Origin of the sequence: Clostridium fessum (assembly GCF_003024715.1) — a bacterium.
GTDB lineage: Bacteria > Bacillota > Clostridia > Lachnospirales > Lachnospiraceae > Otoolea > Otoolea fessa.
Genome location: NZ_PYLO01000001.1, coordinates 252,916 through 273,605 on the forward strand (window position 1 = coordinate 252,916; position 20,690 = coordinate 273,605).

At 51.4% G+C, this 20,690-nt stretch carries 18 protein-coding genes; all 18 read left to right on the forward strand.

Annotation, left to right across the window (positions count from 1 at the left end):
* Window positions 1-3: 3 nt before the first annotated feature.
* The 18 genes from C7U56_RS01240 to C7U56_RS01325 all read left to right on the forward strand — a co-directional run bounded on the left by C7U56_RS01240 (window position 4) and on the right by C7U56_RS01325 (window position 20,688).
* Window positions 4-714 (forward strand): ABC transporter ATP-binding protein, encoded by a 711-nt coding sequence (locus C7U56_RS01240; RefSeq protein WP_022359704.1) that lies wholly within the window; start codon window positions 4-6, stop codon window positions 712-714.
* A gap of 94 nt (window positions 715-808) precedes the next feature.
* On the forward strand, window positions 809-2,284 hold the full coding sequence (spoIVA, locus tag C7U56_RS01245; RefSeq protein ID WP_106999830.1) for a stage IV sporulation protein A: 1,476 nt from the start codon (window positions 809-811) through the stop codon (window positions 2,282-2,284).
* Window positions 2,285-2,492: 208 nt separating this feature from the next.
* Window positions 2,493-4,100 carry an MBL fold metallo-hydrolase RNA specificity domain-containing protein gene (locus C7U56_RS01250; protein WP_106999831.1) on the forward strand — a complete coding sequence of 536 codons (1,608 nt, stop codon included), beginning with the start codon at window positions 2,493-2,495 and terminating at the stop codon, window positions 4,098-4,100.
* 33 nt (window positions 4,101-4,133) lie between these two features.
* A complete protein-coding gene (gene rnhA / locus C7U56_RS01255) occupies window positions 4,134-4,607 on the forward strand; it encodes a ribonuclease HI (protein WP_022359619.1) in 474 nt (157 codons plus the stop codon).
* Between the two features lie 252 nt (window positions 4,608-4,859).
* Window positions 4,860-5,702 carry a lysozyme inhibitor LprI family protein gene (locus C7U56_RS01260; RefSeq protein WP_106999832.1) on the forward strand — a complete coding sequence of 281 codons (843 nt, stop codon included), beginning with the start codon at window positions 4,860-4,862 and terminating at the stop codon, window positions 5,700-5,702.
* A 214-nt stretch (window positions 5,703-5,916) separates the two neighbouring features.
* Window positions 5,917-8,526, forward strand: coding sequence for an alanine--tRNA ligase (gene alaS / locus C7U56_RS01265; RefSeq protein WP_227589512.1), 2,610 nt, complete (start codon window positions 5,917-5,919; stop codon window positions 8,524-8,526).
* 137 nt (window positions 8,527-8,663) lie between these two features.
* On the forward strand, window positions 8,664-8,840 hold the full coding sequence (gene rpsU, locus C7U56_RS01270; protein WP_003504099.1) for a 30S ribosomal protein S21: 177 nt from the start codon (window positions 8,664-8,666) through the stop codon (window positions 8,838-8,840).
* 97 nt (window positions 8,841-8,937) lie between these two features.
* Window positions 8,938-10,812 (forward strand): DUF6020 family protein, encoded by a 1,875-nt coding sequence (locus C7U56_RS01275; protein WP_106999833.1) that lies wholly within the window; start codon window positions 8,938-8,940, stop codon window positions 10,810-10,812.
* 65 nt (window positions 10,813-10,877) lie between these two features.
* Window positions 10,878-11,150, forward strand: a complete 273-nt coding sequence (locus C7U56_RS01280) for a YabP/YqfC family sporulation protein (RefSeq protein ID WP_106999834.1) — start codon at window positions 10,878-10,880, stop codon at window positions 11,148-11,150.
* A 9-nt stretch (window positions 11,151-11,159) separates the two neighbouring features.
* Window positions 11,160-12,449, forward strand: a complete 1,290-nt coding sequence (locus tag C7U56_RS01285) for a sporulation protein YqfD (protein ID WP_181357138.1) — start codon at window positions 11,160-11,162, stop codon at window positions 12,447-12,449.
* Entirely contained in the window at window positions 12,424-13,458 is a 1,035-nt protein-coding gene (locus C7U56_RS01290; RefSeq protein WP_233430141.1) for a PhoH family protein, read from the forward strand. The genes C7U56_RS01285 and C7U56_RS01290 overlap by 26 nt, the downstream gene beginning before the upstream one ends.
* Window positions 13,455-13,952 carry an rRNA maturation RNase YbeY gene (ybeY, locus tag C7U56_RS01295; protein ID WP_022359625.1) on the forward strand — a complete coding sequence of 166 codons (498 nt, stop codon included), beginning with the start codon at window positions 13,455-13,457 and terminating at the stop codon, window positions 13,950-13,952. The genes C7U56_RS01290 and ybeY overlap by 4 nt, the downstream gene beginning before the upstream one ends.
* A gap of 82 nt (window positions 13,953-14,034) precedes the next feature.
* Window positions 14,035-15,159: a DUF3048 domain-containing protein gene (locus C7U56_RS01300; protein WP_106999836.1), complete on the forward strand. Its 1,125-nt coding sequence runs from the start codon at window positions 14,035-14,037 to the stop codon at window positions 15,157-15,159.
* Window positions 15,140-16,951, forward strand: coding sequence for a putative polysaccharide biosynthesis protein (locus C7U56_RS01305; RefSeq protein WP_233430142.1), 1,812 nt, complete (start codon window positions 15,140-15,142; stop codon window positions 16,949-16,951). Before C7U56_RS01300 ends, C7U56_RS01305 begins: the two co-directional genes overlap by 20 nt.
* 75 nt (window positions 16,952-17,026) lie before the next feature.
* Window positions 17,027-17,404, forward strand: a complete 378-nt coding sequence (locus C7U56_RS01310) for a hypothetical protein (RefSeq protein ID WP_106999838.1) — start codon at window positions 17,027-17,029, stop codon at window positions 17,402-17,404.
* Between the two features lie 84 nt (window positions 17,405-17,488).
* On the forward strand, window positions 17,489-18,733 hold the full coding sequence (locus C7U56_RS01315; RefSeq protein WP_106999839.1) for a BaiN/RdsA family NAD(P)/FAD-dependent oxidoreductase: 1,245 nt from the start codon (window positions 17,489-17,491) through the stop codon (window positions 18,731-18,733).
* Window positions 18,730-20,370 (forward strand): NAD(P)/FAD-dependent oxidoreductase, encoded by a 1,641-nt coding sequence (locus tag C7U56_RS01320; RefSeq protein WP_106999840.1) that lies wholly within the window; start codon window positions 18,730-18,732, stop codon window positions 20,368-20,370. Before C7U56_RS01315 ends, C7U56_RS01320 begins: the two co-directional genes overlap by 4 nt.
* A 90-nt stretch (window positions 20,371-20,460) precedes the next feature.
* Window positions 20,461-20,688 carry a DUF896 domain-containing protein gene (locus C7U56_RS01325; RefSeq protein ID WP_022359502.1) on the forward strand — a complete coding sequence of 76 codons (228 nt, stop codon included), beginning with the start codon at window positions 20,461-20,463 and terminating at the stop codon, window positions 20,686-20,688.
* The last annotated feature ends 2 nt before the right edge of the window (window positions 20,689-20,690 follow it).

The following is a 20,690-nucleotide window of genomic DNA, read 5'->3' on the forward strand; positions in this document are numbered from 1 at the left end:
CGTATGTCAATGCTGGAAGTAAAAGATTTACAGGTATATTATGGTGTGATACAGGCACTCAAGGGAATTTCCTTTGAGGTAGAACAGGGCGATGTGGTAGCGCTGATCGGTGCCAACGGAGCCGGAAAGACGACGACGCTTCACACGATCACGGGTCTGCTGCCGTCCAAGGCAGGCAATATCACATTTGAGGGAACGGATATTACCCATGTACCGGGCTATAAGCTGGTATCAATGGGAATCGCCCACGTGCCGGAGGGGCGCCGTGTGTTCGCCTCCTTGACGGTTCTCCAGAACCTGAAAATGGGTGCGTATACGAGAAATGACAAGAAGGAAATTGAAGATACGATCGAAATGATTTACAAGCGTTTCCCGCGTCTGAAAGAGCGCAAGAACCAGCTTGCCGGAACTTTGTCCGGCGGCGAGCAGCAGATGCTTGCGATGGGACGCGCCCTCATGAGCCACCCGCGCCTGATCGTTCTCGACGAGCCGTCGATGGGTCTGTCCCCACTCTATGTTAATGAGATTTTCGATATTATCCAGGAAATCAACAAGGACGGAGTGACCGTTCTTCTGGTCGAGCAGAATGCGAAAAAAGCGCTCTCCATTTCCAATAAAGCATATGTGCTTGAGACGGGCAATATCGTTCTGAGCGGTGATGCGAAAGAACTGATGAATAATGAGAGAGTGAAGAAGGCTTATCTGAGCGAATAAAAATGTTCTGTGAGCCGGAGCTTTCCAAATGGGAATATTCATAACCCCCTTATGGTCTGAATACATTGTATCAGCAGACCAAGGGGGTATTTTTATGGATCATTTTAATGTATACAGCGATATCCAGGCGCGAACCGGCGGCGAGATCTATATTGGAGTGGTTGGTCCGGTTCGGACAGGGAAATCGACCTTTATTAAGCGCTTTATGGAACTTCTCGTCCTTCCGGGGCTGGAAGATGTCCATGCCCGCGAGCGCGCCCGGGATGAACTTCCCCAGTCTTCGGCGGGGAAAACGATCATGACAACGGAACCGAAATTTATCCCTAAAGAGGCGGCAAAGCTCTCGCTTGGGGACGGTGTGGAGGTGCGGGTCCGCCTGATCGACTGCGTCGGTTTCATGGTGGAGGGCGCTGCCGGTCATATTGAAAACGAGAAAGAACGCATGGTGCGGACGCCGTGGTATGAGGAGGAGATCCCATTTACAGCGGCAGCCGAGCTGGGAACGCGCAAGGTCATCACGGATCATTCGACGATCGGGCTTGTGGTTACGGCGGACGGCAGTTTCGGGGAGTTGAAACGGGAGAATTATGTTCCGGCGGAAGAGAAGACCGTGCAGGAACTGAAAAAACTGGGAAAGCCGTTTCTGGTGCTTTTAAACTCGCAGAAACCGTATTCGGAGGAGACGCGGGCGCTGGCAGCCCGGATGACCGAAAAATACGAGGTGCAGGTGCTCCCAGTCAACTGTGAACAGCTGCGCGCCGAGGATATCCGGGAGATTCTGGGGCAGGTGCTTCTGGAATTCCCGGTCACGGAGATCGATTTTTCGATTCCGAAATGGCTGGAGATTCTGCCAAACAGCCATTGGCTTAAATCGGAGGTCATACAGGCAGTCCGGGGGATGATGGATCGGACGGTACATATGCGCGATGTGGCGTTGGCGCTGCCAGAGGAAACCGGGGAAGCGATCCGCCGGATCCGGATTGTATCAATGAAAATGGATGATGGCAGCGTTCAGGCGGTGGTCGAGCTGGACGACGGGCATTATTATCAGATCCTCAGCGAGTATGTGGGAATGCCGATCGAGGGCGAGTACCAGCTGATGCAGACCTTGAAGCGGTTGGCGTCGATGCAGAGCGAGTATGAAAAGGCATCCGTGGCGCTCACGCAGGCGCGCAAGAAGGGCTATGGGGTTGTCACGCCGGAACGCGGGGAGATCGTCCTCGATGAGCCGCAGGTGGTGCGCCACGGCAATAAATATGGAGTCAAAATGAAAGCGCAGGCGCCGTCCATCAATCTCATCAAGGCGCAGATTGAGACTGAGATCGCGCCGATTGTGGGAAATGAACAGCAGGCAGAGGATTTGATCCGATACATCCGGGAGAATGCTGGAAAAGGTGAGGAAGGCATCTGGGAAACCAATATTTTTGGAAAATCAATCGCCCAGATCGTCGATGACGGGATTCAGGCCAAGATCTCCCAGCTCACTGAGGACTGCCAGGTGAAGCTGCAGGATACGCTGCAGAAAATCATCAATGACAGCAATGGGGGGATGATCTGTATTATTATATAATAGAATAGGTCTGGCTCTTGTTGGGAAAATGGTGCGTTGTCTGGAATGGGAATGTGGGACAGATAAGGTGATTTTATGAAAATTTTATCGAAACTTTATCGGGGAAATTGCAAAATTGTCAGAAATCAGTTATAATGAAGCTAATAGCAAAAACATTTTCCGCAAGGGGTATGCGGAAACATAAACGACAGAACAGGGGGCTGATTTTATGAGGCTTACATTTATCGGTGCGGATCATGAGGTTACAGGCAGCTGTCATTTCCTGGAGGCAAGCGGACTGAATATTCTGATTGATTGCGGTATGGAACAGGGGATCAACAAGTATGAAAATGCAGAACTTCCGATTCCGTATTCGGATGTGGACTATGTGCTGGTGACGCACGCCCATATTGATCATGTGGGATTGCTTCCGCTTATCTATGCGAGGGGATTCCGCGGACAGATTATGGCGACGCGCGCGACCTGCGATCTGTGTGATATCATGCTGAAAGACTGCGCCCATATCCAGGAGTCAGAAGCGGAGTGGAAAAACCGGAAGGCCATGCGTGCCGGAAAACCGGAGGTGACGCCGATTTACACGATGAACGATGCAGAAGGGGTACTGCATCACTTTGTCCCCTGCAATTACAATGAGATTATCCGTCTGAATGACAATCTGGAGATTCGGTTTGTCGATGTGGGACATCTGCTTGGTTCGGCTTCGATCGAGATCTGGATGAAGGAAGACGATTGTTCCAAGAAGATTGTATTTTCAGGTGATATCGGTAACAAAAACAAGCCGCTCATCCGCAGCCCGCAGTACATCCGTCAGGCGGATTATGTTGTCATGGAGAGCACTTACGGCGGTCGGTTCCACAAGAATACAGGCGATCACGTGGAAGAATTTGCCCGCGTGATTCAGGAGACGCTGGATAAGGGCGGCAATGTCGTGATCCCGGCATTTGCGGTCGGCAGAACGCAGGAAGTGTTGAATTACATCCGTATTATCAAGGAGAAGAACCTTGTAACCGGGCACGGCGTATTTCCGGTTTACTTAGACAGCCCGATGGCGGTGGAAGCGACCGGCGTGTTCAAGGACAATATGATGGATTGCTACAATGAAGAGACGAAGGAGCTGGTAAAAAAGGGCATCAATCCGATTTCTTTCCCGGGTCTGCATCTCTCGATCACCAGCAGCGATTCCGTTGCAATCAACTTCAACGAGGAACCGAAGGTTATCATCTCGGCAGCCGGCATGTGTGATGCGGGCCGTATCCGCCATCATTTGAAACACAACCTCTGGAGACCGGAGTGTACGATTTTGTTTGCTGGCTATCAGGCAGTCGGCACACTGGGACGCAGCATTATTGAGGGACGCGAGGAAGTGAAGCTGTTCGGTGAGTCGATCGAGGTCAAAGCACGGATCGAGAAGATCGAGGGCATCAGCGGCCATGCGGACGAGACCGGGCTTTTGGAGTGGGTTGGCAGTTTTATGGAAAAACCGTCCCAGGTCTTCGTGGTACACGGCGATGACACAGTGTGCGATGCATTTGCAGAGACGGTCAAGGAGACTTACGGCATCAATGCGATGGCTCCGTTCTCCGGCAGTTCCTACGACCTGAAAGAGGGATGCTTCGTGACTGTTACGAAGGGTATTCCGATTCAGAAACCGGCAGTGAACGAAGCAACGAAGAAAGCGGCTGGTGTATTTGCCCGCCTGCTGGCAGCCTGCGACCGCCTGCGCCGTGTTGTTATGCATAACGAGGGCGGGGCGAACAAAGATTTGGCACGTTTTGCCGACCAGATCAACTCGCTCTGCGATAAGTGGGACCGCTAAGCTTCAATAATAGACATAAAGGAGATTTCTGACTTGAAAGTAACTATATACACAGACGGCGCCGCCCGCGGCAATCCAGATGGTCCGGGCGGATTTGGAACCGTCATTCACTATGTAGATCCGGCAGGAAAACTGCACACGAAAGAGATTTCCGGCGGCTACAAACGAACTACGAACAACCGTATGGAGCTGATGGCAGCTATCGCCGGTCTCGAGGCGCTCAACCGCCCCTGCGAGATCGAACTCTATTCAGATTCCCAGTATCTTGTCAACGCTTTTAACCAGCACTGGATCGAGGGTTGGATCAAAAAGGGCTGGAAACGCGGCAAAAATGAGGAGGTTAAGAATGTAGATCTATGGAAGCGCCTGCTCGCTGCCAAGGAACCCCATCAGATTTCGTTTTTCTGGGTGAAGGGGCATAATGGGCATCCGGAGAATGAGAGATGTGACTTTTTGGCTACTTCGGCGGCGGATGGGGACGAGCTGATGGTGGATCCGGGGGTATAGCTCGTTACTGCTCACACATGTGTGACCAGTAACAGGATTTTACCGATGCTTCGCATTCCAAATCGGCAAAATCTGCATCCGGAACTGTATTGTACGGAATTTTCAGTTCAGAAAATTCCTACATGTGAGCAGTTACTATAACAACCCTTACGATATGTTTACATCTTTCGATCATCTATTTTCAAACCGTATTAAATGTGCTATTTTAAAATTATCAAGTGAACAGGAATAGCAAAGGCGGTTGAGAGTAATTTGAAAAATAAAGGAATGATCGCTGCCCTCGGTTTGATTCTGGTGCTGGGGATTGTGACGACGGCGGCAACGCGGCGTTATATCCGGGAGCAGGCGGGAAGTGAGAGAAGCCTGACGGTCGGACCGGAGGCGATGTATGAGGCGGAACCATTTGCGGCGGAAGCAGCGGAAAATGGTCTGGCGGAGGATGCGCCGGAGCCATCTTCTAAAAAAATGGCGCATGTGGAAAGCGTGGGGACAGAAGATAGAGCCTGTATGCAGGCGGAAGGAGATGTTTCTGTCCAGTCTTTAGGTGAACAAAAGGAAAAACGTGCAGATAATCGGGCGGCTGCTAAGGCGGCAGAGAAGCAGAGCGCGGGCGATGAGTCGGATCATTCTGTGAATACAGGGGAGGTTGTGTCCCCGGTTGAAAATGGAATTGTATCTCCTGCGCGAGGCGCGTCCTCCGGGACAGGTGCAGGCTCGGACCGGACAGCGGAAGATTACCGGAACCGGCTGGGCGAGATCGAGAATACGATTCAAAACCTGGAAAATTCGGGAAGTGCGAATACGACCGACGCGATGCGGGAGGCGGTCGCGTATGAGTACCGGCTCTGGGATGCCGAATTAAATCAGATTTATCAGGCAATCATGGCGGTGCTTCCAGACGAGGAGACAGACACGCTGCGTGGTCGGGAACGCAGATGGATCCGGGAACGTGATACGGCGGCGAAACAGGCGGCGGAGCGCTACAAGGGCGGCACGATGGAAAATGTCGAGTACACGGCGTCGCTGGCAAATTCGACGCGGGATCGGGCGTATGAGCTTTTGGATTTGTATGAATCGTATCTTCCGGCAGAGTAGTGAAAAAATTAGAAAATGGGACTTTTGCGGCATATAGAATTGCGGTAAGGGTCCCATTTTTACACACTTTTTGTACACTTTTTGTACCGATAAACCTCTTGCGAAATGTAAATTCCTATGATAGGATATAAAGAATGAGGAAAATTTTACTTAAATAGAAGTAACTATAGGAGGAAGCAACGTGAAAAAATACGGTGTGAACGAACTTAGAAAGATGTTCTTAGACTTTTTTGAGAGCAAGGGACATCTGGCAATGAAGAGTTTCTCTCTGGTTCCGCATAATGATAACAGCCTTCTGCTTATCAACTCTGGTATGGCTCCGTTAAAGCCATATTTTACGGGTCAGGAGATTCCGCCGAGAACAAGAGTATGTACCTGTCAGAAATGTATTCGTACCGGCGATATCGAGAATATCGGTAAGACTGCCCGTCATGGTACCTTTTTTGAGATGCTTGGCAACTTCTCCTTCGGTGATTATTTCAAAGAGGAAGCGATTCACTGGTCCTGGGAATTTTTAACCGAGGTTGTCGGACTTGATCCGGATCGCCTCTATCCGTCTGTGTTCGAGAGCGATGACGAGGCATTTGATATCTGGAATAAAGAGATGGGTATTCCGGCAGAGCGTATTTTCCGCTTTGGCAGAGAGGATAACTTCTGGGAGCATGGCGCTGGTCCGTGCGGTCCGTGTTCTGAGATCTACTATGACCGCGGTGAGAAATACGGCTGCGGCAAACCGGGATGTACGGTAGGCTGCGAGTGTGACCGTTACATGGAGGTATGGAACAATGTATTCTCCCAGTTTAACAACGACGGTCACGGCAACTACACCGAGCTGGAGCACAAGAACATTGATACCGGAATGGGTCTGGAGCGTCTGGCAGTGATCGTACAGGATGTAGATTCCCTGTTTACGGTTGATACCAACAAAGCTCTGTTAGACCGTGTCTGCGAGCTGGCACATACCGAATATCAGAAAGATCATGAGACCGATATTTCTCTGCGTATTGTAGCGGATCATATCAAGTCCTGCACCTTCATGATTTCCGATGGCATTATGCCATCCAACGAGGGACGCGGATATGTTCTGCGCCGCCTTCTGCGCCGTGCAGCACGCCATGGCAAAAAACTTGGCATCGAGGGTGAGTTCTTAGCAGCTCTGTCCCGCACCGTTATCGACCTTTCCAAGGATGGTTATCCGGAACTGGAAGAGAAGAGCGCGATGATTTTCAAGGTTCTTTCGGAGGAAGAGGATAAGTTCAACAGAACCATTGATCAGGGTCTTGCGATCCTTGCTGATATGGAAGAAGATATGAACAAGAAGGGCGAGAAAGTGCTGTCCGGCGACAACGCATTCAAGCTCTACGATACGTATGGATTTCCGATCGATTTAACCCGTGAGATTCTCGAGGAGAAGAGTCTCGGTATCGATGAGGACGGCTTCAACGCAGCGATGAAACGCCAGAAAGAACAGGCGAGAGCGGCGAGAAAGACGACTAACTATATGGGCGCGGATGTTACGGTATATCAGTCCATCGATCCGGCTATTACAACTGAGTTTATCGGCTATGATCGTCTGACAGCGGAATCCGAGATTTCCGTTCTGACGACCGAGGATGAGATTGTAGAGGCACTGACTGACGGTCAGACTGGTACAATTATCACCAAGGAAACCCCGTTCTACGGAACCATGGGTGGTCAGGAGGGTGACTTCGGTCAGATTACCGCTCCGGACGGCTCTGTGTTTGAAGTAAAAGATACCATTCATTTACAGGGTGGCAAGATCGGTCATGTCGGTGTTGTAGTAAAGGGTATGTTCGAGGTGGGAGAAAAAGTAACCATGTCGGTTGATAAGGAAAACCGTGAACTGACTTCCCGCAACCATTCCGCAACCCATCTGCTTCATAAAGCGCTGCGTACCGTACTTGGTAGCCATGTAGAGCAGGCTGGTTCCCTGGTAACCCGTGACCGTCTGCGTTTCGACTTTACTCATTTCTCTGCGATGACTCCAGAGGAGATAGAGAAGGTTGAAAAGATTGTAAATGATGAGATTGCAGCATCCCTGCCGGTTGTAACCGATGTTATGTCCTTGGATGAGGCAAAGAAGACGGGCGCGATGGCACTGTTTGGCGAGAAGTACGGCGAGAAAGTCCGTGTTGTCAAGATGGGGGATTTCTCCACCGAGCTTTGCGGCGGTACACACGTATCCAACACAGGCACAATTGCATCCTTCAAGATTCTCTCTGAGGCTGGTATTGCAGCAGGCGTCCGCCGTATCGAGGCGCTGACCTCCACCGGTTTGATGAACCACTACAAAGAGGTAGAGAATGAGCTGCATGAGGCGGCGAAACTGGCAAAGACCACTCCGGCGGCACTGAGCAGCAAGATTGAGTCCATGTTAGAGGAGATCAAGACTCTGCACGCAGAGAATGAGAAGTTAAAAAGTAAGCTGGCGAACGACTCTCTGGGCGATGTTATGAACCAGGTACAGGATGTAAACGGCGTGAAGCTGCTGGCAGTTGAGGTTAAGGATGTAGACATGAACGGTCTGCGTAATCTGGGCGATCAGCTGAAAGAGAAGCTGGGCGACGGCGTTGTTCTGATTGCATCTACTCTGGATGGCAAGGTAAGCCTGATGGCTTCTGTAACTGACGGTGCGATGAAGAAGGGTGCACATGCTGGAAACTTAATCAAAGCAATCGCAGGTCTTGTCGGCGGCGGCGGCGGTGGCCGTCCGAACATGGCACAGGCTGGCGGAAAGAATCCGTCTGGTATTGCAGCAGCCCTTGAAAAAGCGGCAGAAGTAGTAGCAGAGCAAGTAAAATAAAAAAATCATAAAAAAATGTAAAATGTTGTTGACGTATCATTTTTTTATGATATAATCTTTTTAGTGCTAAAAAAATACCCATACAGTTGTATTAATATGCACTTATTACACAACTGGAGGGAGGTTAGGTGTGAGCTATGTCAAATGTAATCGTTAAAGATAACGAGAGTCTGGACAGCGCTTTACGCAGATTCAAAAGAAACTGTGCTAAGGCTGGTATCCAGCAGGAGATTCGGAAAAGAGAGCATTACGAGAAACCGAGCGTTCGTCGTAAAAAGAAATCCGAAGCTGCTAGAAAACGCAAATACAATTAAGTAACGCAAAAGTCCTGGTTTTCATATGAACCAGGACTTTTTTGTGCAATAGGAGAAAGAGAAGAAATGCGATGTGGCGGATGATGGAGTGAGGGGCATGAGAGAGAAGCAGGAAAAAGAGAGACGGGGAAAGGGATTGAAACAATATATTGCGGATCGGCGCCTGGCAGCAGTCAGCCTTGTGCTGGGTGTTTTGATGGGGCTGATGATTCTTCTGGGAATCCGTTACAGCCGCAATGAGCTGATTTACCGGACGGCGGGTCAGTTTTTGGGACAGTTGGCGGGCTGGGTGGTGTGTATGACGGTGATGGTTTGGGCGATTTGTGTGGGACTGGATGCTTTGGGGCGTGGCTGGCCTAAGATACGGGATTTTCAGTTCGGAAAATTCCTGCCTGTGAACAGTTACCAGAAACGGACGCAAGCACGGAGGGGGAAAGACTGCGAAGACCAGGGAAGCAGCCGCGATGTGGAAAGCCAGGGACGGGAATCGAAACTGCGCGCAACGCAAAATTTGGATTTGGGGACATGGCTGAAATGGGTGTTTCTCTCCTGGTGCGTCTATCTTCCAGTTTTTCTGGCAGTTTATCCGGGCATTTATTCTTACGATGCGTCCGCGCAGCTTCTTCAGTTTTATGGAAAACTGCCGCTGACAACCCACCATCCATTAATTCACACGCTATATCTGGGACTCTGCATGAAGATTGCGGGGCGTCTGTTCCATACCTATCAGGCAGGGATGGCGCTGTATGCGCTGTCGCAGTCGTTTTTTATGAGTGCGGTCTTTTCCCTGTGTCTGTGCCGGATGAAAGCGCGGCGGGCACCGCGATGGCTCTGCGTTGCTTCATGGACGTTCTGGATCCTGAATCCGTATCTGACGGTCTTTTCCTTTGTCACGACGAAGGATGTGCTCTTTGGCGCATTTTTCCTGCTGGCATTTGATACGGCATGTTGTCTGGCGGAGGATCCGGAGCATTTTTGGCGGGGAATGTGCCAGAAGAAAGAAGATTTGGATAAAGAAAGAGAGCTGGATAAAGAGAAAAATCTGAACGAAACAGGTTCTCAGAAAAAAGTGGGAAAGACGGGTGATTGGCTGCTCTTTTTTGTGAGTGTGCTTTTTATGTGCCTGTTCCGGAATCAGGGAATCTATGTCTTCCTGTTTTTTGTCTTGGCAGCCTGCCTGTTTCTACGAAAAAAAGTGTATTGCAAAAACAGGTTTATTAGGGCATCTCTGATGGTGGCAGCTTTATGGTATGTTTTATCTGGTCCGATTCCAACGGCGTTCGGCGTGGGAAAGGGCGATGCGAGGGAGATGCTGTGCGTGCCAATGCAGCAGCTGGCGCGCATGTATCATGAAGTTCCGGAGAAATTGACGCCGGAGGAAAAGGAATATATCGAGACGCTGATTGACCCGCAGGCGCTCAGTGAGTATGTCCGTGTCAATGCGGATCCAGTGAAAAATGGATTCCATACGGAAGTGATGCAGGCAGATATAGGACGCTTCGTTCGTACCTGGGCGGAAATCGGGAAGCGCCATCCGGGTATTTATCTGGATTCATTTCTGATGGGGAACTGGGGGTACTGGTATATGGGAGACAGCCAGTACTGGATCAGCTATATTTTATACGATGGGGCATACTTGGAAGGTAATTTAAATATCCTGCATATCACACGTAACAGCCATTTCCAGGCGTTTTCGGACTGGTTGAGGGAGGCGACACTGACACCGGCATTCCAGTCGGTTCCGGTGCTGTCGGTGCTTCTCAATCAGGCATTTCCGTTCTGGCTGATGCTGTTTGCGGCAGGATTTGCAGTCTGGAAGCACCGGGCGTATGAGATCATTCCGCTGATGCTTCTGCTGGGCTGCTGGGGAACACTTCTGCTGGGACCGGTGGTTTCCCTGCGGTATGCATTGCCGTTGATTTACTGTGTGCCGCGGATGCTGGAAATGATAGTGGGTTTGACGGGAAAATAGTAAACGGCATAGTTTCTGCTTTCCTACATATATTAGATAATAACAATGAAATAGGCGGTAGGCGCTTGTTTGGCAGACAGAAAAAAGCGATCGTTTCGGCACTTCATCTGCCGGAGGACGTCGTTCTCGGAGAGATGCTTCTGTATTTTACCGGCAGTCGGGCGGCTGTGGTAGAAAATTACAGGAGCATTCTCTTTTTTTCCGACGAAATGCTGCGGCTGACGGGAAAGAACATCCGGCTTACTATCAAGGGGAAAGGGCTTTCGATTGAGTATTATGACCGCGACAATCTGCGGGTCACGGGGCAGATTGTGTCTGTCGAATTTGGGGTGCTGTGAGGAATGAGTATGGCGAAGGTAAGACACCTTCTACATGGGATAGTGCGGCTTAACATGCGCGGCACCTCCCCGGAGAGATTCCTGAATCTCTGTACGCTGGCAGGTTTAAATGTCTGGCAGGTAAAAAAAGAGCAGGAAAATCTGCTGTTTTATATGGAAATCCGCGATTTTAAGCGGTGTGCGCCACTGGCAAGAAAAGCGGGAGTCCGTCTGCATATCGTTGAAAAGCGTGGGCTGCCGGTGTTTCTCTGGCGGAACCGGAAACGGAAAGGGTGGGCGATCAGCTTCGTTCTTTTTTTTCTGTTATTATTGTTTCTGGCACAATTTGTCTGGGAGATCGACTGGAGCGGAAACCGGCGTTATACCGAAAGTGAGCTGAATCATTACCTCCAGACACTGCAGATTGAAGAGGGAATTCCCAAGAAGCGGATTTCCTGTGCGAGGCTGGAGGAAGAACTGCGGGAGTCATTTGAAGATATCACCTGGGTGTCGGTGCGCCTGCATGGGACGCGCCTTTTCATCCGCCTGCGGGAGAGCGAGGTTCCGGTCCGTCAGGAAGTGGAGTCCGGCGAGACGTGCGATCTGACGGCGGTATCAGACGCGCGGATCACGTCGGTAGTCGTCCGGAGCGGAATTCCGCTTGTGCAGGCGGGAGATACGGTGGAAAAGGGGCAGCTTCTGGTGTCGGGAACGGTGCCGATCACAGATGATGGAGGCGAAGAAATTTCCTCTTACCGGGTGCGGGCGGATGCAGATATATATGGGATCCGGGAGCGGGTCGGGAGAAAGGAGCTTCCGCTCTGGAGGGAAATGCGGACGGAAACGGGAAAGAAACGATACGGAATTGCTTTGGAAGCAGGAACACACACATTTTACTGGAAAATTCCAGAATTTTATGATATGATAGAACATACATTCGATATGGCGGAGCGGTGGGGCTTTTTCAGACGAAGCAGGCGGATGAAACCTGCCTGGACGATCCGGACGGAGTACCGGAAATTGCGGCTCCCGCTTGATTTTTATCTGCCGCTTTCTGTCGGGTGGAGTGAGTACCGGGAGACGTCTGTCTGCGAAAAAAGGTATACAGAACCAGAGCTTGCGGCGCTGTCAGCGGCATTTCAAAAGGAGACGGAAGAAAAATTGATCGAAAAAGGTGTACATATTATGGCAAGTGATGGTAGAATACTAATAAATGGCGGAGTCTGCCATTTTGAGGTACGGCTTCAGACGGAGGAGCCGATTCAAGTTGTGACACAAGGAGAACAGCAAAGGAATGAGCATAATAGAGACAATGATTGATATTCCGATGGAACATGAGCGGAATGTATGCGGACAGTTTGACGCGTATCTGAAAAAGATTGAGCGGACGCTGCACGTGACGATGATCACACGCGACGGCGCGCTGAAAATCATCGGTCCGGAGCAGACGATCCGGCAGGCGAAGAGTGTGTTCAACAATCTGTTAGAGCTTTCCAGGCGCGGCAATACCATTACCGAGCAGAATGTTGATTACGCCCTGTCGCTGTCCTTCACGGAGAAGGACGATCAGATTCTCGAGATCGATAAGGATATCATCTGCCGGACGATCACGGGTAAGCCGGTCAAACCGAAGACGATGGGACAGAAACAGTACGTGGACCTGATCCGCAAGAAGATGATTGTATTTGGCATCGGTCCGGCGGGTACCGGAAAAACGTATCTGGCGATGTCGATGGCGATACAGGCATTTAAGAGTGGCGAGGTAAGCCGGATCATCCTGACGCGTCCGGCGATCGAGGCGGGGGAAAAACTGGGTTTTCTGCCGGGCGATCTGCAGAGCAAGATCGATCCGTACCTGCGTCCGCTTTACGATGCGCTGTATCAGATTATGGGGGCAGAAAGTTACCTGCACAATTCTGAGAAGGGCTTGATTGAGGTGGCGCCGCTTGCGTACATGCGTGGTCGTACCCTGGATAATGCGTTCATCATTCTCGATGAGGCGCAGAATACGACCCCGGCACAGATGAAGATGTTCCTGACACGTATCGGCTTTGGTTCTAAGGTAATCGTGACGGGCGACCAGTCGCAAAAGGATCTGCCTGCCGGAGCTACGTCCGGACTGGATACGGCGATTCATGTACTCAAGAAAATTGACGATATTGGTTTCTGCTATCTGACCAGCAGCGACGTAGTCCGCCATCCGCTGGTACAGAAGATCGTAGAGGCATACGATGCGTATGAGAAAAAAGATGCGGATGCGTCCCGCGGTTTCCGGAGAAATAGTTCCGGGACGCGTGACCGGAAAGATGGAGGAAGAAAGAACAGATGACAATCCAGATCGAATATGAAGCAGAGCGGGAGTGGGAGATAGATTACCGTCCGATCATCGAGGAGATCGTGGTTGCGGCGCTCGATTATGAAAAATGCCCGTATGAGGCGGAGGTCAATGTAGTCCTGACAAATGATGAGGAGATTCATCGTATTAATAAGGAATTCCGAGGAATCGACCGGGCAACCGACGTCCTCTCTTTTCCGATGGGGGATTACGATGTGCCGTCCGATTTTGAACGGTTGGAAGAGCAGTCAGAGGACTATTTTAACCCGGAGACGGGCGAACTTCTTCTGGGCGATATCGTGATCTCGATCGATAAGGTAGACGAGCAGGCGGAGAAATACGGTCATTCTAAGGAGCGCGAGCTGGCGTTCCTGGTGGCACACAGTATGCTGCACCTGTGCGGTTACGATCATATGGAAGATGACGAACGCCTTGTGATGGAGAAAAAACAGGAGGAAATCCTGGCTGGCAAAGGGTATACGCGCTAAAAGCAGGGAAAAGAACCGGAGGGAAAGGGGAGAGCCCATTCGGGAAATGAGGCATATGGGGATGTGATGGGGGAAGTACGGAATGAAAAAAAGCAGTTGGAAAATAAGGGCACTGGCACTGACTCTGATGGCAGTCTGCTGGCTGTCAGGCTGTTCGGCTCACAAAGAAATATCGGTAACGGCAGCAGAGACACAGGAGGAGACACGTGAGCTGTCCTTAAATACAGAGACGGAGGCCGAAACGCAGCCGGAAGCAGAGCCGGAGGGACGTTACGAAAAAGACGGGAAGATACAGAGTTATCTGACCGGGGAATGGACGGATGTCGCAAAGGCGAACCGCCGTCCGCTCGCAATCATGATGAGCAATGACAAGGCGGCGCTTCCGCAGTATGGCATCAACCATGCCGGAGTGGTCTATGAGGCACCGGTGGAAGGCAGCATGAACCGCTATATGGCACTGATAGAGGACTATGACGATCTGGACCGGATCGGTTCCGTCCGGAGCTGCCGCCCATACTATACTTTTTTTGCAAGGGAATTTGAGGCGGTCTATGCACATTATGGGCAGAATACGTTTGCACTTCCGTATCTGGAGCAGATGGAACATTTAGATGGAATCAAAGGCAATGGGGCATCTGCGTATTTCCGGACCAAGGATCGGAAGACCCCGCACAATGCCTATGCATCGGGACCAAAGCTGCGCCAGGCGATCGAGGCGAGCGGTTATGCGGATGCATATCTGGAGAGCTATGAGGGGCATTATACTTTTGCGCCGGAGAGTGCGCCGGTGTGCTTTGAGGATGGTATCGCAGCGGCCAAAGTAGTGCCAGGTTATCAGTTAAGCAATCCCTGGTTTGAGTATCACCCGGAGGACGGGCTGTACTACCGGTATCAGTATGGCGGTCCGCATATGGGAGATGAAGGACAGATAGCGGTTAAAAATATTATTTTCCAATACTGCTTGTGGAAATATTATAAACCAACGGAATATCTGGATATCGATGTCCATACACCGGCGACGGGGTATTATTTTACAAATGGACACGGCATTCTGATTCGTTGGGAAAAAGACGGCGCTTACGGCGTCACAAAGTATTACGATATGGACGGTCAGGAAATCAAGCTGAATCCGGGCAAGACCTGGGTCTGCATCCTTCCGAATGACCGTATGGATAAGGCGGAATTCTATGGAGAACAGACGGAGTAGAAGAAAACCCGGAATGCGGGAAGAGACAGAAAGAGAGATAATCAGCCGGCAGCGCACGGCAGGACGTAGAGAAGAAGCAGCTGGAGTCAGCCGGGAAAGTGCGGGCAGAAGCCGTAACCGGTCAGGAAGCAGCCGGAAGCCGGAAGCGGTTCCGGTGAGAAAAGAAAATTTTGTTATTCAGGGTACGATCCTGGCAGTTGCCGGTATCATTGTGCGTCTGATCGGTATTCTGTACCGCGTCCCGATGACGAATATCATCGGCGATGAGGGCATGGGATATTATTCGACGGCATTCAACGTATATAATATCATGCTGATCCTTTCATCGTACAGTCTGCCTCTGGCGGTGTCGAAGATGGTAGCGGCCCGCCTTGCGAAAGGGCAGTACCGCAATATGAACCGTGTTCTGCGGGCGGCGCTTGTCTATGCGACGGTCGTAGGTGGTCTGGCATGCTTTATTACCTGGAATTTTGCAAGCTTTTTTGCAACGACCTTGTTTAACACGCCGTTCTGCGTGTATGCACTCCGCACACTTGCGCCAACGATCTGGATCATGGCGTATCTGGGCGTGCTGCGCGGTTATTTCCAGGGACATGGAACGATGATTCCGACGGCGATCTCCCAGATCCTGGAGCAGGTGGTCAACGCGATTATCAGTGTGGTGGCCGCCAGCGTCCTTTTCAAGGTGGGACTGGATACAGCGAAAGTATATGGAAAAGATGGATATGCACAGGCATTTGGCGCGGCAGGCGGTACGATCGGCACAGGAAGCGGCGCGTTTGCAGCCCTGCTATTTGTGCTGGTATTGTTTTTACTCTACCGTCCGACGGCAAAACGGCGGATTGCCAAGGATCGGAGCGGTAGTGTGGATTCCTACCGTCAGATTTCGAGAATCTTCTTCTTTACCGTTATTCCGGTTATCGTAAGCTCGGGTGTTTACAATATTAACTCGGTTATTGACAACGGTATCATGGCGCACGGCATGGAGTCGCTGGGACGCGGTAAAGAGTTTTTAGCCCTCTGGGGTATCTACAACAACAAATATATGCTGCTGGTACACGTCCCGCTTGCGATGGCGAATTCACTATCCTCGTCGCTGATTCCTTCGCTGTCCGGTGCAATAGCGCGTAAGGACCGAAAGGCGGCGATTGAGAAGACAGCCCTTGCGATCCGGTTTGCTATGCTGATTGCGATTCCGTCGGCGGTGGGGCTGACGGTACTTTCAGCACCGGTCAATAACCTGTTATTCCGGGGCGGCAACAATGCGGAAGCGATCCGTATGATGATGATTGGCGCTTCAGCCGTTATCTTCCTGTCGCTTTCGACGGTTACCAATGCAATCTTACAGGGACTGAACCGGATGAATGTTCCGGTGCGGAACGCCCTGATTTCGTTGGCATTACACGTGATTGCGCTGTATATTATGCTGATGATCTTCAATATGGGTATCTACAGTATGGTATTTGCAAGTATTTTATTTGCGCTCTTTATGTGCATTTTAAATGCGATCGCGATCCGCAACACACTTGGTTACCGCCAGGAGATGGTCAAGACCTTCCTGCTGCCGGCGATCAGCGCAGCATTTATGGGCGCGGCGGCATATGGCGTGTACCGTGGGGTTACGCTGGTGATCCACAGCAATGTGCTGGGAACGCTGCTGGCGGTGCTTGTGGCGGTCGCGGTATATGGCGTGCTTCTTATCAAGCTGCACTGTATCGAGGAAGATGAGATGTATTCGATGCCGATGGGACGGAAACTCACACGCATCTGCCGGAAGCTGCATCTGATGTAGGGTTAGAAATTTAGCTATGATTAAAATTTAGAAAAAAGTGAATAATAAGGATACACAACAGGAGGTATCCTTATTATGAGAAAATATCAGGGAATACTGTTTGCGGCGCTTTTTTGTTTTGCAATGCTTCTGCTTCTGGCGGCAGGGCTCTGGTGGTACCGTCCACGGCGGGCGGAACCGGTACCGGGGCGCGTGTATGAGTCAGAGCGGATGCCGGAGAATAATGCGGTTCTGAATCCGGAACCGGAAGTGGCGGAGAAACAATCCGGCTATTGTCTGACGGCGGAGGATGGGATGCTGCTTATCTTTGATGGAACAAGCGGCGAAGTCTGTTTCCAAACCCATATGCCGCTCTCAGAATTTTCCGTGGAAGAACAGGAAAAACTGCTGGAAGGAGTCTGGTTCGACACAATGACGGATGTGTTTCACTATCTGGAGTCTTTCAGCAGTTAGATGTGATTATAATACAGTCAAAAAACAAAGAAGAAAGTCCGCGTATGAACGGTACGAAGCAAACGGTCAGGAAGGGAAATAGGGATGAGTCAGAATAAAGTAATCATAGTGGGAGCGGGAGCAGCCGGAATGACGGCTGCCATTTTTGCTGCCAGGGAGGGCGCTCAGGTGGTTCTGCTGGAACATAAAGACCGGGTCGGCAAGAAGATCCTGTCTACCGGCAATGGACGCTGTAACCTTTCAAACCGTTTGCAGGAGCCGTTCTGCTACCGCAGTGGTCAGCCGGATTTTCCATGGAAGGCGCTTGGGGCGTTTACGCTTCCGATGACACTGGAATATTTTGAGGATCTCGGCGTTTTGACGCGGGAGCGGGGCGGATATCTGTACCCATATTCCGGGCAGGCAAGCGCTGTTTTAGATGCACTCCGTCTGGGACTTGCGCGGGAGTCGGTTCAGGTGGTGACGGAATGTGAAGTTTTCTCGATCACGCCGCGCGAAGATGCGAAACACCGGTTTGAAGTGAAGACGTCCCAGGGGAGCTTTTCGGGCGAGACGCTGATTCTGGCGTGCGGCAGCAAGGCGGCACCGGGTACAGGTTCGGATGGAAGCGGATATAAGCTGGCGAAACGGCTGGGACACCATATCATCAAGCCGCTTCCGGCACTGGTTCAGCTTCGTTGCCCGGAAAAGTTCTTTAAACAGCTCGCTGGAGTACGCGCGGATGCCTCTGTGATACTCTACAGCGATGGCAGAAAGCTGGCGGAGGACAAGGGCGAGGTGCAGCTTACGGATTATGGTATTTCGGGGATTCCGGTTTTCCAGGTCAGCCGCTTTGCGGCGCGCGCGCTCAATGAGGGACGGGATGTACGGGCGGTACTCAATTTTTATCCGGAATGTCCGGAAACGGAGACACGCCGGATATTAAAAGAGCGGAGTGAGCGCCTGAAAGAACGGCAGGTGGAGGACTTTTTTTCCGGCTGGATACATAAAAAACTGGCAGCTCTGTTTTTAAAACAGGCAGGAATCCGGCCAGATCGGACGGTTGGCAGCCTGACAGAGGCACAGATTCAGACGCTGGGGGATCTGCTCTGCCGGTTTGAGGTCAGCGTGAACGGTACAAATTCCTTTGAACAGGCACAGATCTGCTGCGGCGGCGTCGATGTGCGGGAGGTTGACGCACAGACGATGGAATCGAAGAAGGTAAAAGGGTTATATTTTGCCGGGGAGATTCTGGATGTCGATGGCATCTGCGGCGGTTATAATCTCCAGTGGGCGTGGAGCAGCGGCGCAGCAGCTGGAAAATGTGCTGGAAGGGAGTCAGATAAATGATACGAGTAAATCAGGTAAAACTGCCGGTCAGCCACAGTGAGGCGGATCTTCGCAAGAAAACTGCCAAAATGATGGGAGTATCGGCAGATCAGATACAGTCGGTGGAGCTGGTGCGCCAGTCTCTGGATGCGCGCAAAAAGCCAGATCTGTACTATTTATATGCATTAGATGTTGCAGTGGCAGGGAAAGAGGCGGCGATTGTCAAACGTGCGCGCAGTGTAAATGTGCAGATTCGAAAGGAAGAGGCGTACCGCCTGCCCGATCCGGGAATAGAGCCGCTTCGGGAACGACCGGTAATCGTGGGCTTTGGTCCGGCAGGTATGTTTTGTGGTCTGATGTTGGCGCGTGCCGGATATCGTCCGCTTATTCTGGAACGGGGGCTGGATGCGGACAGCCGTGCAAAGGCAGTTGCACGTTATTGGACAGATGGAACGCTGGATACGGAGTGCAATGTGCAGTTCGGCGAGGGCGGTGCCGGTACGTTTTCAGATGGAAAGCTGAATACGCTGGTCAAGGATCCGTCTGGGCGGAATAAGGAAGTGCTGAAAATCTTGGCGCAGGCGGGCGCGGATCCGACGATTACCTATGTGAACAAGCCGCACGTTGGAACGGATGTTCTGCGGACGGTGGTAAAGAATATTCGAAGTGAGATAGAGAGTCTGGGCGGTGAGGTACGGTTTGGCTGCCGTCTGGAGGACTTTGAGACACAGAATGGTCATTTGTGTTCCATCCGCGTCAGTGCCCGTAAAGGCACGTCGGAGGCAGTACGGACGGTGGAGGAGATTCCGGCATCGGCACTGGTGCTGGCGATCGGGCATAGCGCCCGCGATACGTTTGCGATGCTGGCAGAGAAACCGCTCGACATGCAGGCAAAGGCATTTGCGGTGGGACTGCGGATCCAGCACCCACAGACGCAGATCAACTTAAGCCAGTACGGACGGGAAGAAGCCGGGAATCTGGGGGCTGCCAGCTATAAGCTGACGGCACAGACCTCCGGAGGCAGGGGCGTGTATTCTTTCTGTATGTGTCCGGGCGGCTTTGTTGTGGATGCATCCTCAGAGCCGGGACGGCTGGCAATCAACGGCATGAGCAACCATGATCGTGCCGGTGCAAACGCAAACAGCGCCCTGATTGTGACCGTTACACCGGAGGATTTTCCACAGCCGGGCACACTTGGCGGCGTGACGTTCCAGCGTCAACTGGAGGAAGCGGCATACCGCTGCGGCGGCGGAAAAATCCCGGTACAGCTTTATGGAGATTTCCGGGAAAACCGGATTTCAACGGGATTTGGAGCAGTGACACCACAGTTTGAAGGGCAGTTTGCATTTGGAAATCTGCGGGAGGTGCTGCCGGAAGCGCTTTCGGCAGCGATGTTAGAGGGAATGGAACATTTTGGACATGTGATTCATGGCTTTGACCGTGAGGATGCGGTTTTTGCCGGAGTAGAGAGCCGGACCTCCTCGCCGCTGCGGATTCCGCGTGACCACGCGACGATGGAGAGCAGCACGATCGCGGGCATCTACCCATGCGGCGAAGGCGCTGGATATGCGGGCGGCATTACCTCGGCGGCGATGGATGGGATGAAGACGGCAGAGGCAATTATCGCGAAGTATGCTATCCCCCAAATTAAATTGTGAGAGAGAATGGTTCAGCGGCTTTAGGCTTTATAGTAAGGATGTCTGCCTGTAGCTGCGAAGAAACAAGCATTATAAGAGGAGAAATGATAGATGAAACAGGAAAGAATTGACCGTATTAATACGTTATATCATAAGAGCCAGGCAGTTGGATTGACCGAAGAAGAGAAAAAAGAGCAGGCAGCGCTTCGGAAGGAGTACATTGAGTCAATCCGTGGAAATATGCGAGGACAGTTAAATTCGATACTGATTAAAGAGAAAGACGGTTCTATCACGGATCTGGGTAAGAAATACGGCGGCGTTACGGATACGAAGAATTAATT